This window comes from Pseudomonas sp. B16120, from assembly GCF_044218845.1.
GTDB lineage: Bacteria > Pseudomonadota > Gammaproteobacteria > Pseudomonadales > Pseudomonadaceae > Aquipseudomonas > Aquipseudomonas paracarnis.
The window spans coordinates 5,215,001-5,231,637 of record NZ_CP162588.1; the positions used below are offsets into that span (position 1 = coordinate 5,215,001).

Annotated in this window: 15 protein-coding genes and 1 rRNA gene (1 of these 16 cut by a window edge); 3 read left to right on the forward strand and 13 right to left on the reverse strand. The window is 58.6% G+C overall.

Annotated features, from left to right (window positions below; genetic code table 11):
• From AB4P90_RS24395 to mrcB, 10 genes are all read right to left on the reverse strand, one after another.
• A 16S ribosomal RNA gene (locus AB4P90_RS24395) occupies window positions 1–764 on the reverse strand (it extends 773 nt beyond the left edge of the window).
• Between the two features lie 488 nt (window positions 765–1,252).
• A complete protein-coding gene (gene msrQ / locus AB4P90_RS24400; RefSeq protein ID WP_020301783.1) occupies window positions 1,253–1,873 on the reverse strand; it encodes a protein-methionine-sulfoxide reductase heme-binding subunit MsrQ in 621 nt (206 codons plus the stop codon).
• A complete protein-coding gene (gene msrP, locus AB4P90_RS24405) occupies window positions 1,873–2,886 on the reverse strand; it encodes a protein-methionine-sulfoxide reductase catalytic subunit MsrP (RefSeq protein WP_032902680.1) in 1,014 nt (337 codons plus the stop codon). The genes msrQ and msrP overlap by 1 nt, the downstream gene beginning before the upstream one ends.
• A 63-nt stretch (window positions 2,887–2,949) precedes the next feature.
• Window positions 2,950–3,807, reverse strand: coding sequence for a CDP-diacylglycerol--serine O-phosphatidyltransferase (pssA, locus tag AB4P90_RS24410; protein ID WP_014719927.1), 858 nt, complete (start codon window positions 3,805–3,807; stop codon window positions 2,950–2,952).
• A gap of 144 nt (window positions 3,808–3,951) precedes the next feature.
• Window positions 3,952–4,968: a ketol-acid reductoisomerase gene (gene ilvC, locus AB4P90_RS24415; protein WP_003194132.1), complete on the reverse strand. Its 1,017-nt coding sequence runs from the start codon at window positions 4,966–4,968 to the stop codon at window positions 3,952–3,954.
• Window positions 4,969–5,015: 47 nt separating this feature from the next.
• Entirely contained in the window at window positions 5,016–5,507 is a 492-nt protein-coding gene (gene ilvN / locus AB4P90_RS24420) for an acetolactate synthase small subunit (protein ID WP_003176102.1), read from the reverse strand.
• Between the two features lie 2 nt (window positions 5,508–5,509).
• A complete protein-coding gene (locus tag AB4P90_RS24425) occupies window positions 5,510–7,234 on the reverse strand; it encodes an acetolactate synthase 3 large subunit (RefSeq protein WP_014719928.1) in 1,725 nt (574 codons plus the stop codon).
• Between the two features lie 432 nt (window positions 7,235–7,666).
• Window positions 7,667–7,996, reverse strand: coding sequence for a YqcC family protein (locus tag AB4P90_RS24430; protein ID WP_014719929.1), 330 nt, complete (start codon window positions 7,994–7,996; stop codon window positions 7,667–7,669).
• Window positions 7,996–8,730 carry a M48 family metallopeptidase gene (locus AB4P90_RS24435; RefSeq protein WP_032902681.1) on the reverse strand — a complete coding sequence of 245 codons (735 nt, stop codon included), beginning with the start codon at window positions 8,728–8,730 and terminating at the stop codon, window positions 7,996–7,998. Before AB4P90_RS24435 ends, AB4P90_RS24430 begins: the two co-directional genes overlap by 1 nt.
• Before the next feature lie 16 nt (window positions 8,731–8,746).
• Window positions 8,747–11,071: a penicillin-binding protein 1B gene (gene mrcB, locus AB4P90_RS24440; RefSeq protein WP_014719931.1), complete on the reverse strand. Its 2,325-nt coding sequence runs from the start codon at window positions 11,069–11,071 to the stop codon at window positions 8,747–8,749.
• A gap of 118 nt (window positions 11,072–11,189) precedes the next feature.
• On the opposite strand from mrcB, the gene AB4P90_RS24445 reads away from it, so the two are divergent.
• From AB4P90_RS24445 to AB4P90_RS24455, 3 genes are all read left to right on the forward strand, one after another.
• A complete protein-coding gene (locus AB4P90_RS24445; protein WP_014719932.1) occupies window positions 11,190–12,746 on the forward strand; it encodes a bifunctional aminoglycoside phosphotransferase/ATP-binding protein in 1,557 nt (518 codons plus the stop codon).
• A 92-nt stretch (window positions 12,747–12,838) separates the two neighbouring features.
• Entirely contained in the window at window positions 12,839–13,183 is a 345-nt protein-coding gene (locus AB4P90_RS24450; RefSeq protein ID WP_014719933.1) for a pentapeptide repeat-containing protein, read from the forward strand.
• 204 nt (window positions 13,184–13,387) lie between these two features.
• Window positions 13,388–13,660 (forward strand): TfoX/Sxy family protein, encoded by a 273-nt coding sequence (locus AB4P90_RS24455; RefSeq protein WP_003194139.1) that lies wholly within the window; start codon window positions 13,388–13,390, stop codon window positions 13,658–13,660.
• Between the two features lie 243 nt (window positions 13,661–13,903).
• Here AB4P90_RS24455 and AB4P90_RS24460 read toward each other — a convergent pair whose 3' ends face one another.
• Genes AB4P90_RS24460 through AB4P90_RS24470 form a run of 3 tightly spaced genes read right to left on the reverse strand, consistent with a single transcriptional unit; the run spans window position 13,904 to window position 16,583 of the window.
• Entirely contained in the window at window positions 13,904–14,671 is a 768-nt protein-coding gene (locus AB4P90_RS24460; RefSeq protein ID WP_014719935.1) for a heme ABC transporter ATP-binding protein, read from the reverse strand.
• Entirely contained in the window at window positions 14,671–15,708 is a 1,038-nt protein-coding gene (locus tag AB4P90_RS24465; protein ID WP_014719936.1) for an iron ABC transporter permease, read from the reverse strand. Before AB4P90_RS24465 ends, AB4P90_RS24460 begins: the two co-directional genes overlap by 1 nt.
• Entirely contained in the window at window positions 15,705–16,583 is an 879-nt protein-coding gene (locus AB4P90_RS24470; RefSeq protein ID WP_014719937.1) for a hemin ABC transporter substrate-binding protein, read from the reverse strand. Before AB4P90_RS24470 ends, AB4P90_RS24465 begins: the two co-directional genes overlap by 4 nt.
• Between the last annotated feature and the right edge of the window lie 54 nt (window positions 16,584–16,637).

Consider the following 16,637-nt stretch of genomic DNA (forward strand, 5'->3'; position numbering starts at 1 on the left):
GCTTTCGCACCTCAGTGTCAGTATTAGTCCAGGTGGTCGCCTTCGCCACTGGTGTTCCTTCCTATATCTACGCATTTCACCGCTACACAGGAAATTCCACCACCCTCTACCATACTCTAGTCAGTCAGTTTTGAATGCAGTTCCCAGGTTGAGCCCGGGGATTTCACATCCAACTTAACAAACCACCTACGCGCGCTTTACGCCCAGTAATTCCGATTAACGCTTGCACCCTCTGTATTACCGCGGCTGCTGGCACAGAGTTAGCCGGTGCTTATTCTGTCGGTAACGTCAAAATTGCAGAGTATTAATCTACAACCCTTCCTCCCAACTTAAAGTGCTTTACAATCCGAAGACCTTCTTCACACACGCGGCATGGCTGGATCAGGCTTTCGCCCATTGTCCAATATTCCCCACTGCTGCCTCCCGTAGGAGTCTGGACCGTGTCTCAGTTCCAGTGTGACTGATCATCCTCTCAGACCAGTTACGGATCGTCGCCTTGGTGAGCCATTACCTCACCAACTAGCTAATCCGACCTAGGCTCATCTGATAGCGCAAGGCCCGAAGGTCCCCTGCTTTCTCCCGTAGGACGTATGCGGTATTAGCGTCCGTTTCCGAACGTTATCCCCCACTACCAGGCAGATTCCTAGGCATTACTCACCCGTCCGCCGCTCTCAAGAGAAGCAAGCTTCTCTCTACCGCTCGACTTGCATGTGTTAGGCCTGCCGCCAGCGTTCAATCTGAGCCATGATCAAACTCTTCAGTTCAAACATCTTTGGGTTTTTAAGAAACCCTAAACTTGGCTCAGCAATCGTTGGTTACATCTTTGATTTCTCGCGGAGTAACTTGTGATGCTGATAATCTTGTTGACTATCAGTCTGACTCCACAAGCACCCACACGAATTGCTTGATTCAGTTGTTAAAGAGCGGTTGGTTAAGATCTTTCGTCTCAACCGAGGCGCGCATTCTACAGCAGCCTCATTTGCTGTCAAGTGGTTATTTTCAGAAGTTTTCGAAGACTTCTTCAACAACTTCAACCACTTGCGCTTGCGATCTCTCGTAAGCGGGAGGCGAATTCTACAGCGTTACACGCTGCTGTCAACACCTCTTTTTCAACTTCCTTTTGGCTTCGATGAACTGAAGCAACTTGCTGTCGATAACTGCATAACTCATTGTTTACCAAGAAGTTTTCCGTTTCGACTGCGCCGGAAGTGGGGCGAATTATAGGCTTCCAGAATCTGCCGTCAAGGCTTAATTACGCTTTTGTGGCAGAAGGCGCTTTTTTAGCAATAAGGCGAGGGATTCGACGCATTACCGGCGGCACCCGCATCAACAGAAGTAGCGCACCTATAGACGCGTAGATGGCCCACTCCTTCAGGTCCGCCCGCACTATCCATAGCATGTGCAGCAAACCGAGCCCAAGAATCACATAGACCAGACGATGCAGTTTCTTCCATCGACTCCCCAACCGACGCTGGCTATAGCGGTTCGACGTGACGGCCAAGATAAGGAGAGCAACAAACCCCAGCGCCCCCACAATGATGTAGGGCCGCTTGCTCAACTCTACGCCGAGCTGCGACCAATCCAGCCCCAGGACAAACACACAATAGGCCGCCAGGTGCAGCACAACATAAGCAAAGCACCACAGCCCCAACTGTCGCCGCACCGCTATCCACCCCGCCCAACCGCTCAATTTCTGCAGCGGCGTCATAGCAAGCGTGATCAGCAATAAAATGAGCGTCCCCAAACCCAGGCGATCAACGAGCACCTTGCCTGGATCAGGCCCCAGCGCAGAACTCCACGCTTCATACAGCCAGAGCAATGGCCACACTGCTGCGGCTACAAACACGCCGATGCGCCAGATGGGGTAGCGCATCAGTAGTTCTTCCGCAGATCGAGGCCTGCATATAAAGAAGCGACCTCATCCGAATAGCCATTGAACATCTGCGTCTGGCGCACATTCGGACTGAACAGGCCGCTCGGCAGGCGGCGCTCCCGCGCCTGGGTCCAGCGCGGATGATCGACCGTAGGATTCACATTCGCATAAAACCCATACTCATCGGCAGCAATACTTTGCCAGGTCGTTTTCGGCTGCTCACTGACCAGACTGATACGTACGATGGACTTCACACTCTTGAAGCCATACTTCCACGGCACCACCAAGCGCAACGGCGCGCCGTTCTGGTTAGGCAACTCCCGCCCATACATGCCCACAGCGAGGATCGCCAAAGGATTCATCGCCTCATCCAGGCGCAGCCCTTCCACATAAGGCCAGTCGATCAAGCCGAAACTTGAGCGTTGCCCAGGCATGCTCTTGGGATCCTGGAGGGTTTCAAAACGGATGTACTTGGCTTTGGAGGTTGGCTCGACCTGCTTGAGCAACGCCGAGATGGGAAAGCCTATCCACGGAATCACCATGGACCATGCCTCGACGCAACGCAGACGGTAGATGCGCTCTTCCAGCGCATAGGGTTTCATGAAGTCCTCCAGGGCATAGCGCCCAGGTTTTGCGACTTCACCATCAATCACGACACTCCAGGGCTGCGTCTTGAGCGAGCCCGCATTCGTTGCCGGGTCGCCCTTGCCTGTCCCGAACTCATAGAAGTTGTTGTAGTGAGTTGCATCCTTGAATGGCGTGATGGCCTCATCTTTGACCGTCACCGATTGCCACTTCGTGTTCGGAAGTTTTTCCGTAAACCAGTTGGGCGCGCTGCCCGGCTCGACGTCGGCATACCGCGAAGCATCGCTCGCACTGGCCCAACGCGGCAAGCTGCTGGCGGCAATACCAGCAAGCGCACCACCGAGCAGGCTGCGGCGAGAGAGATAGAAGGATTCAGGCGTGACGTCCGATTCGTGACAATCGGACGCTTTGGGTAATTTGATTAACATGGTAACTCCGCAGCGTTGGAGAACTGATGCACCAATAGACTGCGGAGTATGGGGGAAATTACATTAAGACAATGTTTTGTCCCGACGCAGACGCAACAAGTACTGAATCGGACCCGAAGCGGCGTAGGCCAGGAACGCCAGCAGCAGGATACGCGGTGGATCACTGAACACGACCGCGAACACTAGCACCACCACAAGGATGGCCACGAAAGGCACGCGCCCTTTGAGGTCAAATTCCTTGAAGCTGTTGTACTTGATGTTGCTGACCATCAGCATGCCGGCCGCTGCCACCATCAGGGCAACCAGGAACGACATCTTCGATCCCTGAATCCCGTAATCACTGAACGCCCAGACAATCCCCGCGACAACACCCGCCGCTGCCGGGCTGGCAAGGCCGATGAAGTAGCGCTTGTCGGCAGTCCCCACCTGGGTGTTGAAGCGCGCCAGGCGCAAAGCGGCACCCGCGACATAGATGAAGGCAACCATCCAGCCAACCTTGCCCATGTCACCCAATGCCCAGGCAAATGCCAGCAATGCGGGGGCAACACCGAAGGCGACCATGTCCGACAGCGAGTCGTACTCGGCGCCAAAAGCGCTTTGAGTATTGGTCATGCGCGCCACGCGACCATCCAGGCCGTCGAGCACCATGGCCACGAAAATTGCGATAGCAGCAAAGCCAAAGTATTTGCTGGCACTCGCCGCATCACCCGCCGCCAGCGCGCTCTGGGCACTCATGGAGTTGATGATGGAGTAGAAGCCGGCGAACAGGTTCGCCGTGGTGAACAGGTTGGGCAGCAGATAGATGCCACGATGCCGGACCTTGCGGCCTTCGGCGTCATGCCCTTCTTCGACATGTTCATCGATCGGCAGCATGCTTTCGGCGTCGGAAGCCTGGTTTGGCTCTTCGGGACGTTCGCTCATGGACTTTACCTTGCAACGGTGTGAAAAAATTCGACAGATACTTGCAGCGAGTGTTCGCCTGCAAACGATGCAGCTTTATACCAGAACCAACCCCTCAAACGAAAAAACGCGGCCTAAGCCGCGTTTTCCCTTGATGCGTACGACTTAGTTCTTGGCTTTGTCGACGATCTTGTTGGCACCGATCCACGGCATCATGGAGCGCAGTTGCTCGCCGATGACTTCGATACCGTGAGCGGCGTTGTTACGACGCTTGGCGGTCATCGAAGGGTAGCCGGTAGCGCCTTCGCTGATGAACATTTTGGCGTATTCGCCGTCCTGAATACGTTTCAGGGCGTTGCGCATGGCCTGGCGGGACTCGGCGTTGATCACTTCAGGGCCCGTCACGTACTCGCCGTATTCGGCGTTGTTGGAGATCGAGTAGTTCATGTTGGCGATGCCGCCTTCGTACATGAGGTCAACGATCAGCTTGAGTTCGTGCAGGCATTCGAAGTAGGCCATTTCCGGCGCGTAGCCAGCTTCAACCAGGGTTTCGAAACCGGCTTTTACCAGCTCAACGGTACCGCCGCACAGAACGGCTTGCTCACCGAACAGGTCGGTTTCGGTCTCGTCCTTGAACGTGGTTTCGATGATGCCGGTACGACCGCCACCCACGCCAGCAGCGTAGGACAGTGCAACGTTTTTGGCATTGCCCGACGCATCCTGGTAGATCGCGATCAGGTCAGGGATACCGCCGCCTTTGACGAACTCGGAACGCACGGTGTGGCCCGGTGCTTTCGGCGCGATCATGATCACGTCGAGGTCAGCACGCGGTACAACCTGGTTGTAGTGAATCGCGAAGCCGTGGGAGAAGGCCAGGGTAGCGCCCTTCTTGATGTTCGGCTCGATTTCGTTCTTGTACAGCGAGGACTGGAACTCGTCCGGGGTCAGAATCATGACCAGGTCGGCAGCCGCGACAGCAGAAGCAACGTCGGTCACTTTCAGGCCATGGGCTTCAGCCTTGGCTACGGTGGCCGAACCTTTGCGCAGGCCAACGGTGACGTCAACGCCGGAGTCTTTCAGGTTGCACGCTTGGGCGTGGCCCTGGGAACCGTAGCCGATGATGGCGACTTTCTTGCCCTGGATGATCGACAGGTCACAATCTTTATCGTAATAAACTTTCATGAGGTTCCTCTATATATCCAGGCCGTGAGGCCATTCGCTAATTTGGGTTAGATGCTGAGTACTTTGTCGCCACGGGCAATCCCGGTGACACCACTGCGTACGGTTTCCAGAATCGAGGCCGTCCCGATCGACTGGATGAAGCTGTCCAGCTTGTCGCTTGTACCGGTCAGTTGAACGGTATAAACGCTGGCGCTCACATCGACGATCTGCCCGCGATAAATATCGGTAGTGCGCTTGATCTCGGCACGTTGGGCACCCGTGGCCTTGACCTTGACCAGCATCAGTTCGCGCTCGATGTGGGCGCTTTCCGACAGGTCGACCAGCTTGACCACTTCGATCAGCTTGTTGAGGTTCTTGGTGATCTGCTCGATCACCTCATCGTGGCCCACAGTAGTCAACGTCAGGCGCGACAGGGTCGGGTCTTCGGTCGGGGCCACGGTCAGGCTTTCAATGTTGTAGTTGCGTTGCGAAAACAGGCCGACAACACGGGACAAGGCGCCGGGTTCGTTCTCCAGAAGCAGGGAGATAATATGCCGCATGATTAAGTACGCTCCGTCTTGTTCAGCCACATGTCGCGCATAGAGCCGTCTTTGATTTGCATCGGATAGACGTGCTCGCTGGTATCGACCTGAATATCGATGAACACCAGACGGTCCTTCATGGCGAACGCTTCTTCCATCTTCGGCTTCAGATCTTTCAAGTCAGTGATGCGAATGCCGACGTGGCCATAGGCTTCAACCAACTTGATGAAGTCCGGCAACGATTCCATGTAGGAATGGGAGTGACGACTACCGTAGCTCATGTCCTGCCATTGACGAACCATGCCGAGCACGCCGTTGTTCAAGCAGACGATCTTCACCGGAAGACCGTATTGCAGGCACGTCGACAGTTCCTGGATGTTCATCTGGATGCTGCCTTCGCCGGTGACGCAGGCAACGTCGGCATCCGGGAAGCTCAGTTTCACACCCATGGCCGCAGGGAAACCAAAGCCCATCGTGCCCAGGCCACCGGAGTTGATCCAGCGGTTAGGCTTGTCGAACTTGTAGTACTGCGCCGCGAACATCTGGTGCTGGCCCACGTCGGAGGTCACAAAGGCGTCGCCCTTGGTCACTTCGCACAGGGTTTCGATCACGGTTTGTGGCTTGATGATGCTGCCGTCACCCTTGTCATAAGGGAACAGACCGCGATCACCGCGCCATTCGTCGATCTGCTTCCACCAGCTGGCAACGGATTCCTTGTTCGGCGTTTCGCCGATGTCCTTGAGCGCAGCGACCATTTCGGTCAATACGCTCTCTACAGGACCCACGATTGGCACATCGGCCTTGATGGTCTTGGAGATGGACGCAGGGTCGATGTCGATGTGGATGATCTTGGCATTCGGGCAGAATTTGCTCGCGCCGTTGATCACTCGGTCATCGAACCGCGCGCCCACGGCCAGGATCACATCGGCGTGGTGCATGGTGAGGTTGGCGGTGTAGCTGCCGTGCATACCGAGCATGCCGACGAACTGACGGTCCGAACCCGGGAATGCGCCGAGGCCCATCAGGGTGTTGGTCACCGGCAGGTTGAGCAACTTGGCCAGTTCGGTCAACGGAGCGGAACCGCCGCCCAGAATCACGCCACCGCCGGAGTACAACACGGGGCGCTTGGCCGCCAGGAGCATTTCTGCCGCCTTGCGGATTTGCCCCGAGTGCCCGCGGACGGCCGGGCTGTAGGAACGCAGCTTGGCTTTCTTGGGAAAAACATATTCGAATTTTTCGGCCGGGTTGGTCATGTCTTTCGGGATATCAACCACCACAGGGCCCGGGCGACCGGACTGGGCGAGGTAGAACGCCTTTTTCATGACTTCCGGGATTTCCGACGCGTGCTTGATCATGAAGCTGTGTTTCACGATCGGGCGGGAAATACCGATCATGTCGGTTTCCTGGAATGCATCGGTGCCGACCATGGTGCTAGGCACCTGGCCAGAGATGATCACCATCGGGATGGAGTCCATATACGCAGTCGCGATGCCGGTAATGGCATTGGTTGCGCCTGGGCCGGACGTTACCAGTACCACGCCGGCTTTACCGGTGGCACGGGCGTAACCGTCAGCCATATGGGTCGCGGCCTGTTCGTGGCGAACCAGGATGTGGGTAACAGCCGGTTCCTTGAACAGTGCGTCGTAGACATGCAGCAGAGCACCACCTGGGTACCCGTAGATATAGTCGACGCCTTCGTCACGCAAAAAGCGGACGAGCATCTCACCGCCAGATAAAAGCTCCACGTTGTTCACCTCTAAAACGCCAGAATACCGTCCGTTAAAAAACCGACGGGTCTTAATAGGTTTACTTCTCAACAGAGCATGAGCGACGGTGGTCGCCGACTACGTCAGCACTGACTGAGCAAGTATTGGGATCGTCCCAAGTGTTGCGGGCTTTTCCCACCCAGCGCGAGGTAACGCGTTGCGGGTGTTACAGGTCGGCGCGGATGTGCGCCTCATGATCTGCTGAGCGGGCCTGCTTCTGGCAGTCCCGATACAGCGGACTTTGGATTCTTCTGTTTCACGCCCTTCAAGTCAAGCAATAATTGCGCTTTTTTCCAACTAAGCGCATGAGAACGTAGAAGAAAGGGCTTTGAGGAGGGATAAAACTCGCCTGAATGTCGTCAAGCGGTAGAAATGTGCGCAAGACTGCCGGAAAAACCGGCAGTCAGGCAATTAACGAGCGTCGACGATCAATTGATCGAACTTTTTCAGCGCGTTACGCAAGCCGAGGCTCTCCCGCGGCCGGTCGGCGTAGACCATCTCGGCCATTTCCAGGATCCCCGACGCATTCGGCAAGGGCAGGTCCTGTTCCAGGATCTGCTTCATACGCGCAAGGAAGATCCACTGCAGCCACTGGTGGAAGTCCAGGGTATCGACGGAAAAGGGCTCGACACTGCTGAGCGCTTCAGCACTGGGGGAGACTTCATCCCACCAGCCCTGAACGCGCAGTTCGCGCTCGATCAGCAATAACTGCTCGGCAATCGCGGGAAAACGCGCATCCATCAGAGGCTGACCTTGGCTTTTTGCCGTGCCTGCGCAGCACCCGCTGCATCGCCTTGGGCTGCACGCGCATCCCCGATCAAGGCCCACAGGCTGGCTTGCAGGTCTGGGCGCCCATTGGCCAGGCTCAGGCCACGGCGAGCGAACTGCTCCGCCTGGGGCGCATCGCCCTGGGCCATGCGCACCTGGGCCAGGCGATAGAGCACTTGTGGCTCACGCGGCGCCACGCGCTGGGCACGTTCAAGGCTCGACGAGGCGCCATTCAAATCGCCACCCGCCTGCTGCTGCTGTGCGGTTGTGAGCAACGCCAGCACCGGGCCATCGAGTTGTTCGTCAGCCGACAACCCGCCCGCATTGGACGATGACGGAATACCGCTCGGCGTAGAAGGCATGTTGTAGGTGCCCTGGTTGACCGGCGCGGTTTGAATCGGCGTGGAGTTCACCGGCCCGGAAGTGCTCGGGCCTGGGGTCCATGGTTCGGCACTGATAGGCGCCGAGGTTGCAGCCCCACTGCCGGGCACCATCACTACGACGCCGGAATCCTGTGGAATTGCCTGGGTTGCAGCTTGGGCAGGCCGTTTGACCACGGTCTGACGGAAGCCACCATTGGCCGAAATGCGGTCGTTATTGGAGACGGACGTGCTTGAGTCCACCACAGGGATAGAGCCGCGCTGCACGCTGGAGCAACCGCCGAGCAAAGCCAGAGCCGTAATGGCTGGAATCCACAACTTGTTCACTTGAAACCCTCTTTGCTTAATTCATCCAGCCCTTGACCCAATCCATCACCGAATCCGCGTCAGCAGGGGCACTGCCACTGCACGCGGCGCCGGGTGGTGGTTCGCTGCCGCGAATATACGGCATCTGCACCGCGCCCGGACAGTTGGCATCGGAGCCTTGGCCGGTGTGCGGATCAATCCAGGCCTGCACGATATTGTCCGGCTGCGGCATGTTGAGCGGCAACGGGTCAGCCTTGCGCATGAAACTGGTCCATACCTGCAACGCGCCTGTCGCACCGGTGAACGGCGTCTTGCCATTGTCGTCGCGCCCCAGCCATACCACGGCCAGTACATCCTGGCCGAAACCCGCGAACCAGCTGTCGCGAGAGTCGTTACTGGTACCGGTCTTGCCCGCCAGGGTCAGGTTCGACGGCAGCACGCTATAGACCGAACGCCCTGTACCCTCGCGCATCACACGCTGCATGGCGTTCTGGATCAGGTAGATGGAGCCGGCGTCGAAGCGCTGCTGAATCTGGAACGGGTAGCGCTTGAGCGGTTCGCCATCGGCGGTCAGCACACTGCGAATACCGCGCATCGGCGTATTGAAGCCACCATTGGCCAGGGTCTGGTACATGGTGGTCACTTCCATCGGCGTCATGGCCGCAGCGCCCAGAAGCATGGACGGGAACGCCGGGAACTCACGTTCGATCCCCAGTCGCGCCAGGGTCTTCAGCACATTCGGCACACCGACTTCAAGCCCCAGGCGCGAGGTCGAGATGTTGTAGGAATGCGCCAATCCTTGATACAGGAACACCGTGCCATGAGAGCGGCGGTCGAAGTTCTTGGGCGTCCATACCTGGCCATCCGCACCTTTGATCGACAGCGGGTCATCGGACAGCCAACTGGTCAGCGTGTACTTGCTGGGTTTTTCCAGTGCCGTGAGATAGACCGCGGGCTTGACCAGCGAGCCAATCGGCCGCACGGCATCCAGTGCGCGGTTGAAGCCTGCAAAACTGGCCTGGCGGCTGCCGATCATGGCCTGGACCTCGCCGGTTTCCGGGTTGGTCACGACCATGGCGGCTTCGACTTCATCCGAGCCTTTACGGCCAGTCAGGCGCTTGAAGGTGTCGTTGACCGATGCTTCGGCCTTCATCTGCAGGATGGGGTCGAAGCTGGTGAAGATCCGCAGCCCCTCTTCGGTCAAGTCTTCGTCGCGGTAGTCTTCGCGCAGTTGGCGCTTGACCAGGTCGATAAAGCCCGGGAACGAGCTATCCGCCAGCTTGCCGCGGGTTGTCACACCCAGTGGCATTTTTTTCGCAGCGGCCACTTGTTCAGCGGTGGCCACACCCTGCTGCTCCAGTACATCGAGCACCAGGTTGCGACGTTCAAGCGCACGCTCCGGGTTGCGGCGCGGGTTGTAATAGGACGGCCCCTTGACCATCCCCACCAGCAACGCAACCTGATGCAATTTCAATTCGGACAACGGCTGCCCGAAGAAGAACTGGCTGGCCAGGCCAAAACCGTGCACGGCGCGCTGGCCATCCTGCCCGACGAATACCTCGTTGAGGTAAGCCTCGAGGATTTCCTGCTTGCTGTAATGCAGCTCCAGCAACATCGCCATCATGGCTTCGGTGAGTTTACGGGTCAGGCTGCGCTCGTTGGTCAGGTAGAAGTTCTTGACCAGTTGCTGCGTCAGCGTACTGCCGCCCTGAGTCATCTTGCCGCCGGAAGTGTTGACCCAGATAGCGCGGGCAATCGACTTCGGAGAAACACCCCAGTGGCTATAGAAATCGCGGTCTTCGACAGCGACCAGGGTTTCCAGCAGATACGGTGGTACCTGATCGAGCTTGATCAGGATGCGATCTTCAAGGTTCTTCGGGTAAATACCGCCGATCAGCAACGGTTCGAGACGCACCACCGGCAGCTTGGAGCCATTGAGCGAGGACAGCTCAGCCACATAATCGCCAGAGAAACGCACGCGCACCGGCTGGGCTTTTTCCAGGCCTTCGTAGAACTGGAAGCCACGGGTGTTCAGGTCGACGGTATTACCGCTGACCGCCGCAGCGCCAGGGCCATTGCTCACGGGTTCGCGGCGGTAGCCCAGCGCATCGAGCTCGGTAAGGAAGTCTTCCTTGCTCAGCTTCTGACCAGAGAACAGCTCCAGCGGGCGTGCATACACCTTGGCCGGAATCGTCCAGCGCTTGCCGGAGAATTTTTCCTGCACCACGGCATCGAGGTACACCGCAAGGCCGGCGACCGCCACAAGGCCCACCAGGCCAAGCTTGATCACCCAGCCCAGCCAAGGGCGCGGGCCGCGGGAAGGAGGTTTTTTACGGGAACGGGGAGATCGGGTTCGAGTCATGGCGGCGGATTATACGCACTTTATTGATGATCAACATGAGCCGGACAGCGGTTTGCACGACTGGCATCAGCAGCCATAATGCCCCCCATGATTTTCCCCCGACTTTGAAGGATCGCCCGTGAGCCAGACCCTGATCGCTGCCCTGCAAAACCCGGCCTTGTACCCTCATCCGGTTGACGCGTTTCAAGTCATCGAGACCCATATTTCCTGGGTGATACTGACGGGCCCCTATGCATATAAGCTGAAGAAACCGATGAACTTCGGCTTCCTGGACTTCACCAATCTGGACGACCGCGGGCATTTCTGCCGCGAGGAACTGCGCCTCAACCAGCGCCTGACCGAAGATTTGTATCTTGAAGTGTTGCCGATTACCGGCACTGCCGAGGCGCCGCAACTGGGTGGCGACGGCCCAGCCATCGAGTACGCGCTGAAAATGCGCCAGTTCCCGCAAAGCCAGATGCTCAGCACCCTGCAAGCCAACGGCGAACTGACCAGCGCGCACATCGATGAGATGGCCAAGCAGATTGCGCAATTCCACCTCAGCGCCCCCAAAGTCCCGCAAGATCACCCCGCCGGCACGCCGGAAGAGGTGATGGCTCCGGTACGCCAGAACTTCGACCAAATCCGCCCATTCCTCAGCGACAAGGCCGACCTGACTCAGCTGGAGGCTCTGCAAGCCTGGGCTGAAAGCAGCTTCGAACGCCTCAAGCCTCTGCTTGCGCAGCGCAAGCTCGACGGTTATACCCGTGAATGCCACGGCGATATCCACCTGGGCAACGCCACGCTGATCGATGGCCGCGTGGTGATCTTCGACTGCATTGAGTTCAACGAGCCTTTCCGCTTTACCGACGTGTACGCCGACACCGCTTTTTTGGCGATGGACCTGGAAGATCGCGGCCTGAAATGCCTGGCACGGCGCTTCATAAGCCAGTACCTGGAGCTGACCGGCGACTACCAGGGCCTGGAGCTTCTGAACTTCTATAAAGCCTACCGTGCATTGGTACGCGCCAAGGTTGCGCTGTTCAGCATGCCCAGCGAAGCCAACCCGGTGCAACGCGCTACCACCCTGCGCCAGTACCGCAACTACGCCAACCTGGCGGAAAGCTACAGCACTATCCCTTCGCGCTTCCTGGCAATCACCCATGGCGTTTCAGCCGTGGGCAAGAGCCACGTGGCCATGCGCCTGGTCGAAGCCCTGGGCGCGGTACGCCTGCGTTCGGACGTAGAGCGCAAGCGCCTGTTTGGCGAACAACAGGTAGAGAACACCCTGCAGGCCGGTATCTACAATCAGGACGCCAGCGCTGCCACCTACGCACGCCTGAACGAGATTGCCGACACCGTGCTGCGCGCCGGCTACCCGGTGGTGCTGGACGCCACGTTCTTGAAACGCGCGCAGCGTGACGCCGCCGCCCAGGTTGCCGAAGCCACTGGCGCGCCGTTCCTGATCCTCGACTGCAACGCCCCGCAAGCCGTTATCACCAGTTGGCTGGCACAACGCCAGGCGGATAAAAACGATCCGTCTGACGCCACACTGGCCGTTATCGAAGAGCAACAAGCCAGTCGTGACCCGCTGACTACCGAGGAGCTGCTGCTCAGCAAGCGTGTGGAGACCAATGAAAGCGGGACGCTCGACGCGCTGGTCGGGCATATCCGTCAACACCTGCCGGGCCTGTAAGAAATATTTCTTGGTCGCGTCGTCGTCTTCGGCGCGCGACCCAGCGATAGTGGCACTATACTGGCTCCATAACGCCAGCCAGAGTCGCGATCATGAGTCAGCCAAAGCTTCTTGATACCCCGCTCTACGCCCTCCTGCACAAGGACGACATTCGCGGCTTCAACCAGGAGCGCCCTGAAAATGGCCCCATCGACATGCGCGGTGGCGACTTTCGAGGGCTGGACCTGCGCGACCTGAACGCCACCGGTATTGACTTCACCGACGCCTATTTTCGCTCTGCCGACCTGCGCGGCCTGGACTTGCGTGGCTGCTCACTGGAAGGCGCCAGCCTGGCCCATGCGCAGATATCGGGGGCTTATTTCCCGCCCGAACTCACGGCTGACGAAATACTCATGTCGGTCAATTTCGGTACTCGCCTGCGCTACCGCACCAAGTAACGCCACACACCGAGTTCCTGCCACATCCCCTGCCTGCCGGGCACTTTGCGCCTGCCTGCGAGTAAGCGCCGTCGCGCCATCCTTATAATCTTTTCAGCCCTTTCTGACCAAAGAACCACGCTTTTCCTACTCAACGCTACACTCATTTTCAGGCTGCCTGGTCACGACACCCACCGCACCATTCGGCCAACGCAAGGAGGCTTGATGAACGATGAGCTGCAACACCTGAAAAACCTTGGCAAGACGTCAGCGCAGTGGCTGCATGCGGTGGGCATCCACAGCGCGTCCGACTTGCGTCGCCTGGGGGCGGTCGACGCTTACCGAGCCGTGCGCACGCGCGGGTTTCGAGCGTCGAAGGTTCTGCTGTATGCCATTGAAGGGGCATTGATGGATGTGCACTGGAACGACATACCCACGGAGCGCAAGGAGGCCTTGAACCGTCAGCTTGAAGCGATCTCAGTGCATCAGAAGAACTAGAGTGGCACTCAAACCCAGTGTTTACGGGCATTACAAACGAGCGTTTGAGAAAAATGGATGAAGCAGAAAAACAGATGTTGACTCTCAAATGAGAATCGTTATGATTATCACAACTGGTCGCGAGATCAGCCGATAACTGAAAGACCATTGGTTCGGACTCTCAGATTATCTCCTCATCAGGCTAATCACGGTTATTTGACCCGGCTCTTGCCGGGTCTTTTTTTGCCCGCGAATTAACCGGCCTCAGCGCGCAATGATCAACGGATGCCCACGCTCCGGATGCGGCTGTACCAATACATCCAGACCGAATACAGCCTTGAGCGGCTCTGGTTGCAGGACGTTAGAGGGCGTATCCAGCGCGTGGGGGCGGCCGTTTTCCAGCAACAGGATCCGGTCGCAGTAACGCGCCGCCAGGTTCAAGTCATGCAGGATGACCAGCACCGCAGCGCCTCTGTCGGCAAAATGCCGGATAGCTTGCAAGGTGGTGTGTTGGTGCAGAGGGTCGAGCATCGATGTGGGCTCATCCAGCAACAACGTCTGCCCTGCCTCACCCGGCCATAACTGCGCCAATACCCGTGCCAGGTGCACACGCTGCCGCTCGCCGCCCGACAAGGCCAGGTAACTGCGGCCACTCAGGTGGCCTACATCAGCAGCCTGCAGCGCGGCGTTGATGATTTCGTCGTCGCGCACTCGCCCGGTCTGATGAGGCAAGCGGCCCATGCCCACCACCTCTTCGACACGAAAGGCAAAGTCCAGGGTGGAGGATTGTGGCAGCACCGCCAGGCGCTGGGCACGCTGCACACCTGTCATGTGCTTGAGCGCCTGCTGATCCAGCCACACCTTGCCCTGATCCGGCTGCAACTCCCCGCACAGCGCTCCAAGCAAGGTACTTTTGCCGGCGCCATTGGGGCCCAGAACGCCCAGCACTTCGCCCGGCAATAGGTCCAAGGTGATATCGGCGAGCACGGTCTTACCACCGCGCCGGATCTGCAACGCTTCTACCCGCAACATCAGGCGCGCCCTCGTAACAATAAATAGAGGAAAAACGGCGCACCGATAAACGCAGTGACAATACCGATCGGCAGTTCCGCCGGCGCCAACGCCAGGCGCGCTACCAGGTCCGCAAACAACAGCAGGCTCGCACCCGCCAACACCGAGGCCGGTAACAACACCCGATGATCCGGCCCAGCCAGCAGCCGCACCAGATGCGGTACCACCAACCCGACAAAACCAATCATGCCCGCCGCTGCCACTGCGGCGCCAACGCCCAAGGCCGTGCAGAACACCAACTCGCGCTTGAGCCCCTCGACATCAACACCCAGATGCTTGGCCTCGGACTCACCCAGCAACAGCGCGTTCAGCGCCTTGGCCCGGCGCGGCAACCATAGCGCCACGCCCGCACTCACCAGCAACAAGGGCCACAACCGCGAATAACTTGCACCATTGAGGCTGCCCAGGTTCCAGAACGTCAGGGTGCGCAAGGTGGCATCGTCTGCCAGATAGGTAAACAGGCCCACGGTCGAACTGGCCAGGGCCGTCAGCGCAATACCGGCAAGCAACATCGTCGCGACATTGGTCTGGCCATTGCGACGCCCCAGGCGATAGACCAGTGCCGTGACGCCCAGGCCACCGAGGAAGGCGCACAGCGACAACAGGTACGGCCCGAAAGCATCCGGCAGCCCGCCAAATAGCGAGCCACCGACAATCGCCACCGCCGCTCCCAGCGCCGCCCCGCTGGACACGCCGACCAAGCCAGGATCGGCCAGCGGGTTGCGGAACAACCCCTGCATCGCCACACCCGACAATGCCAGCACACCGCCGACCGCCAGCCCCAACAGGGTCCGCGGCAGGCGAATCTGCCCCAGGATCAACTCGGCCTGCTCCAACCCCTGGGCCTCTATCGGTACGCCCATCAGTTTTAGCGCAGCCCTGAGCGTGTCCACTAACGGCAGGCTGACCGGCCCCAGTGCCAATGAAAGCCAGATCGCCAATACACACAGCAGCGACAGCCCAATAAACAGCGTTTTTGGCTTAACCAGAGTGGTCATGGAGCAGGCTTAGGCTGGGACGGATAAAAACCGGCAGACAGTTTCTCCAGGCTTTGCGGCAATCGGGGCCCAAGGCCACCTACCAGCAAGGTCGGATCCAGCTCAAAGACGCGGCCGTTCTTGGCTGCCGGCGTAGAGGCAAGGATCGGGTTTTCTTTGAACAAGGCTGCGCGCGCCGCGTCACCGGTCAACGCGCGATCGGCAAATACCAACACCTCAGGGCTCAACCCCGCCAGCGACTCGACGGAAAACGGTTTATAGCCGGTGTGCGTGGCCAGATTACGCCCTCCAGCCTGCTGCAACATCCAATCAGCGGCCGTGTCCTTGCCCGCGATCAGCGGCTTGCCACCGGCATGGCCGAGCAGCAACAGCACGCCTGGAGCTTTTTGCGTGGCCTGGGCCTTGACCACCCAATTTTTTTGCTGTGCCAGCGCCTGCTCATACCCGGCAAACAGGGCATCAGCCTGGGCCTCACTGCCGAGCAGTTTCCCCAAGTGTTCGAGGTTGCCTTTGAGCGTGGGCAAATCCGGCTGGGCCGAGAACATATCCACCTGCACCCCGGCACTGCGAATCTGTGCCAGCACCGGCGGTGGTCCCATTTCCTCCGTGCCCACAAGGATTTGCGGGCGCAGGCTGAGAATGCCCTCGGCTGACAACTGTCGCTGATAACCAATGCTTGGCAAGGCCTTGAGCGAGGCGGGATGCTGACTGGTGGTATCCACTCCCACCAACTTCGATTCACCGCCCAGAGCCGTCACCCACTCCGACAGCGCCCCGCCAGCACTGACCCAGCGTTGCGGCAGTTCAGAGGCGTGCACCCCAGGGTTGACCAGCAGTGAAGCAACAAGCGCAATAGCGCTGGTACTCAGGCGCATAACAGGGTTTCCTTCCTAGGGCAGGGCCACTCAAGCACTCATTGATGTGACAGA

Excerpts from the sequence above, each read along its gene's own strand:
- AB4P90_RS24460 (WP_014719935.1), bottom strand. The coding sequence starts at position 14,671 with ATGTTGCGGGTAGAAGCGTTGCAGATCCGGCGCGGTGGTAAGACCGTG.
- AB4P90_RS24465 (WP_014719936.1), bottom strand. The coding sequence starts at position 15,708 with ATGACCACTCTGGTTAAGCCAAAAACGCTGTTTATTGGGCTGTCGCTG.
- pssA (WP_014719927.1), bottom strand. The coding sequence starts at position 3,807 with ATGAGCGAACGTCCCGAAGAGCCAAACCAGGCTTCCGACGCCGAAAGC.
- AB4P90_RS24455 (WP_003194139.1), top strand. The coding sequence starts at position 13,388 with ATGAACGATGAGCTGCAACACCTGAAAAACCTTGGCAAGACGTCAGCG.
- mrcB (WP_014719931.1), bottom strand. The coding sequence starts at position 11,071 with ATGACTCGAACCCGATCTCCCCGTTCCCGTAAAAAACCTCCTTCCCGC.
- AB4P90_RS24430 (WP_014719929.1), bottom strand. The coding sequence starts at position 7,996 with ATGGATGCGCGTTTTCCCGCGATTGCCGAGCAGTTATTGCTGATCGAG.
- msrQ (WP_020301783.1), bottom strand. The coding sequence starts at position 1,873 with ATGCGCTACCCCATCTGGCGCATCGGCGTGTTTGTAGCCGCAGCAGTG.
- ilvN (WP_003176102.1), bottom strand. The coding sequence starts at position 5,507 with ATGCGGCATATTATCTCCCTGCTTCTGGAGAACGAACCCGGCGCCTTG.
- ilvC (WP_003194132.1), bottom strand. The coding sequence starts at position 4,968 with ATGAAAGTTTATTACGATAAAGATTGTGACCTGTCGATCATCCAGGGC.
- AB4P90_RS24450 (WP_014719933.1), top strand. The coding sequence starts at position 12,839 with ATGAGTCAGCCAAAGCTTCTTGATACCCCGCTCTACGCCCTCCTGCAC.
- AB4P90_RS24470 (WP_014719937.1), bottom strand. The coding sequence starts at position 16,583 with ATGCGCCTGAGTACCAGCGCTATTGCGCTTGTTGCTTCACTGCTGGTC.
- msrP (WP_032902680.1), bottom strand. The coding sequence starts at position 2,886 with ATGTTAATCAAATTACCCAAAGCGTCCGATTGTCACGAATCGGACGTC.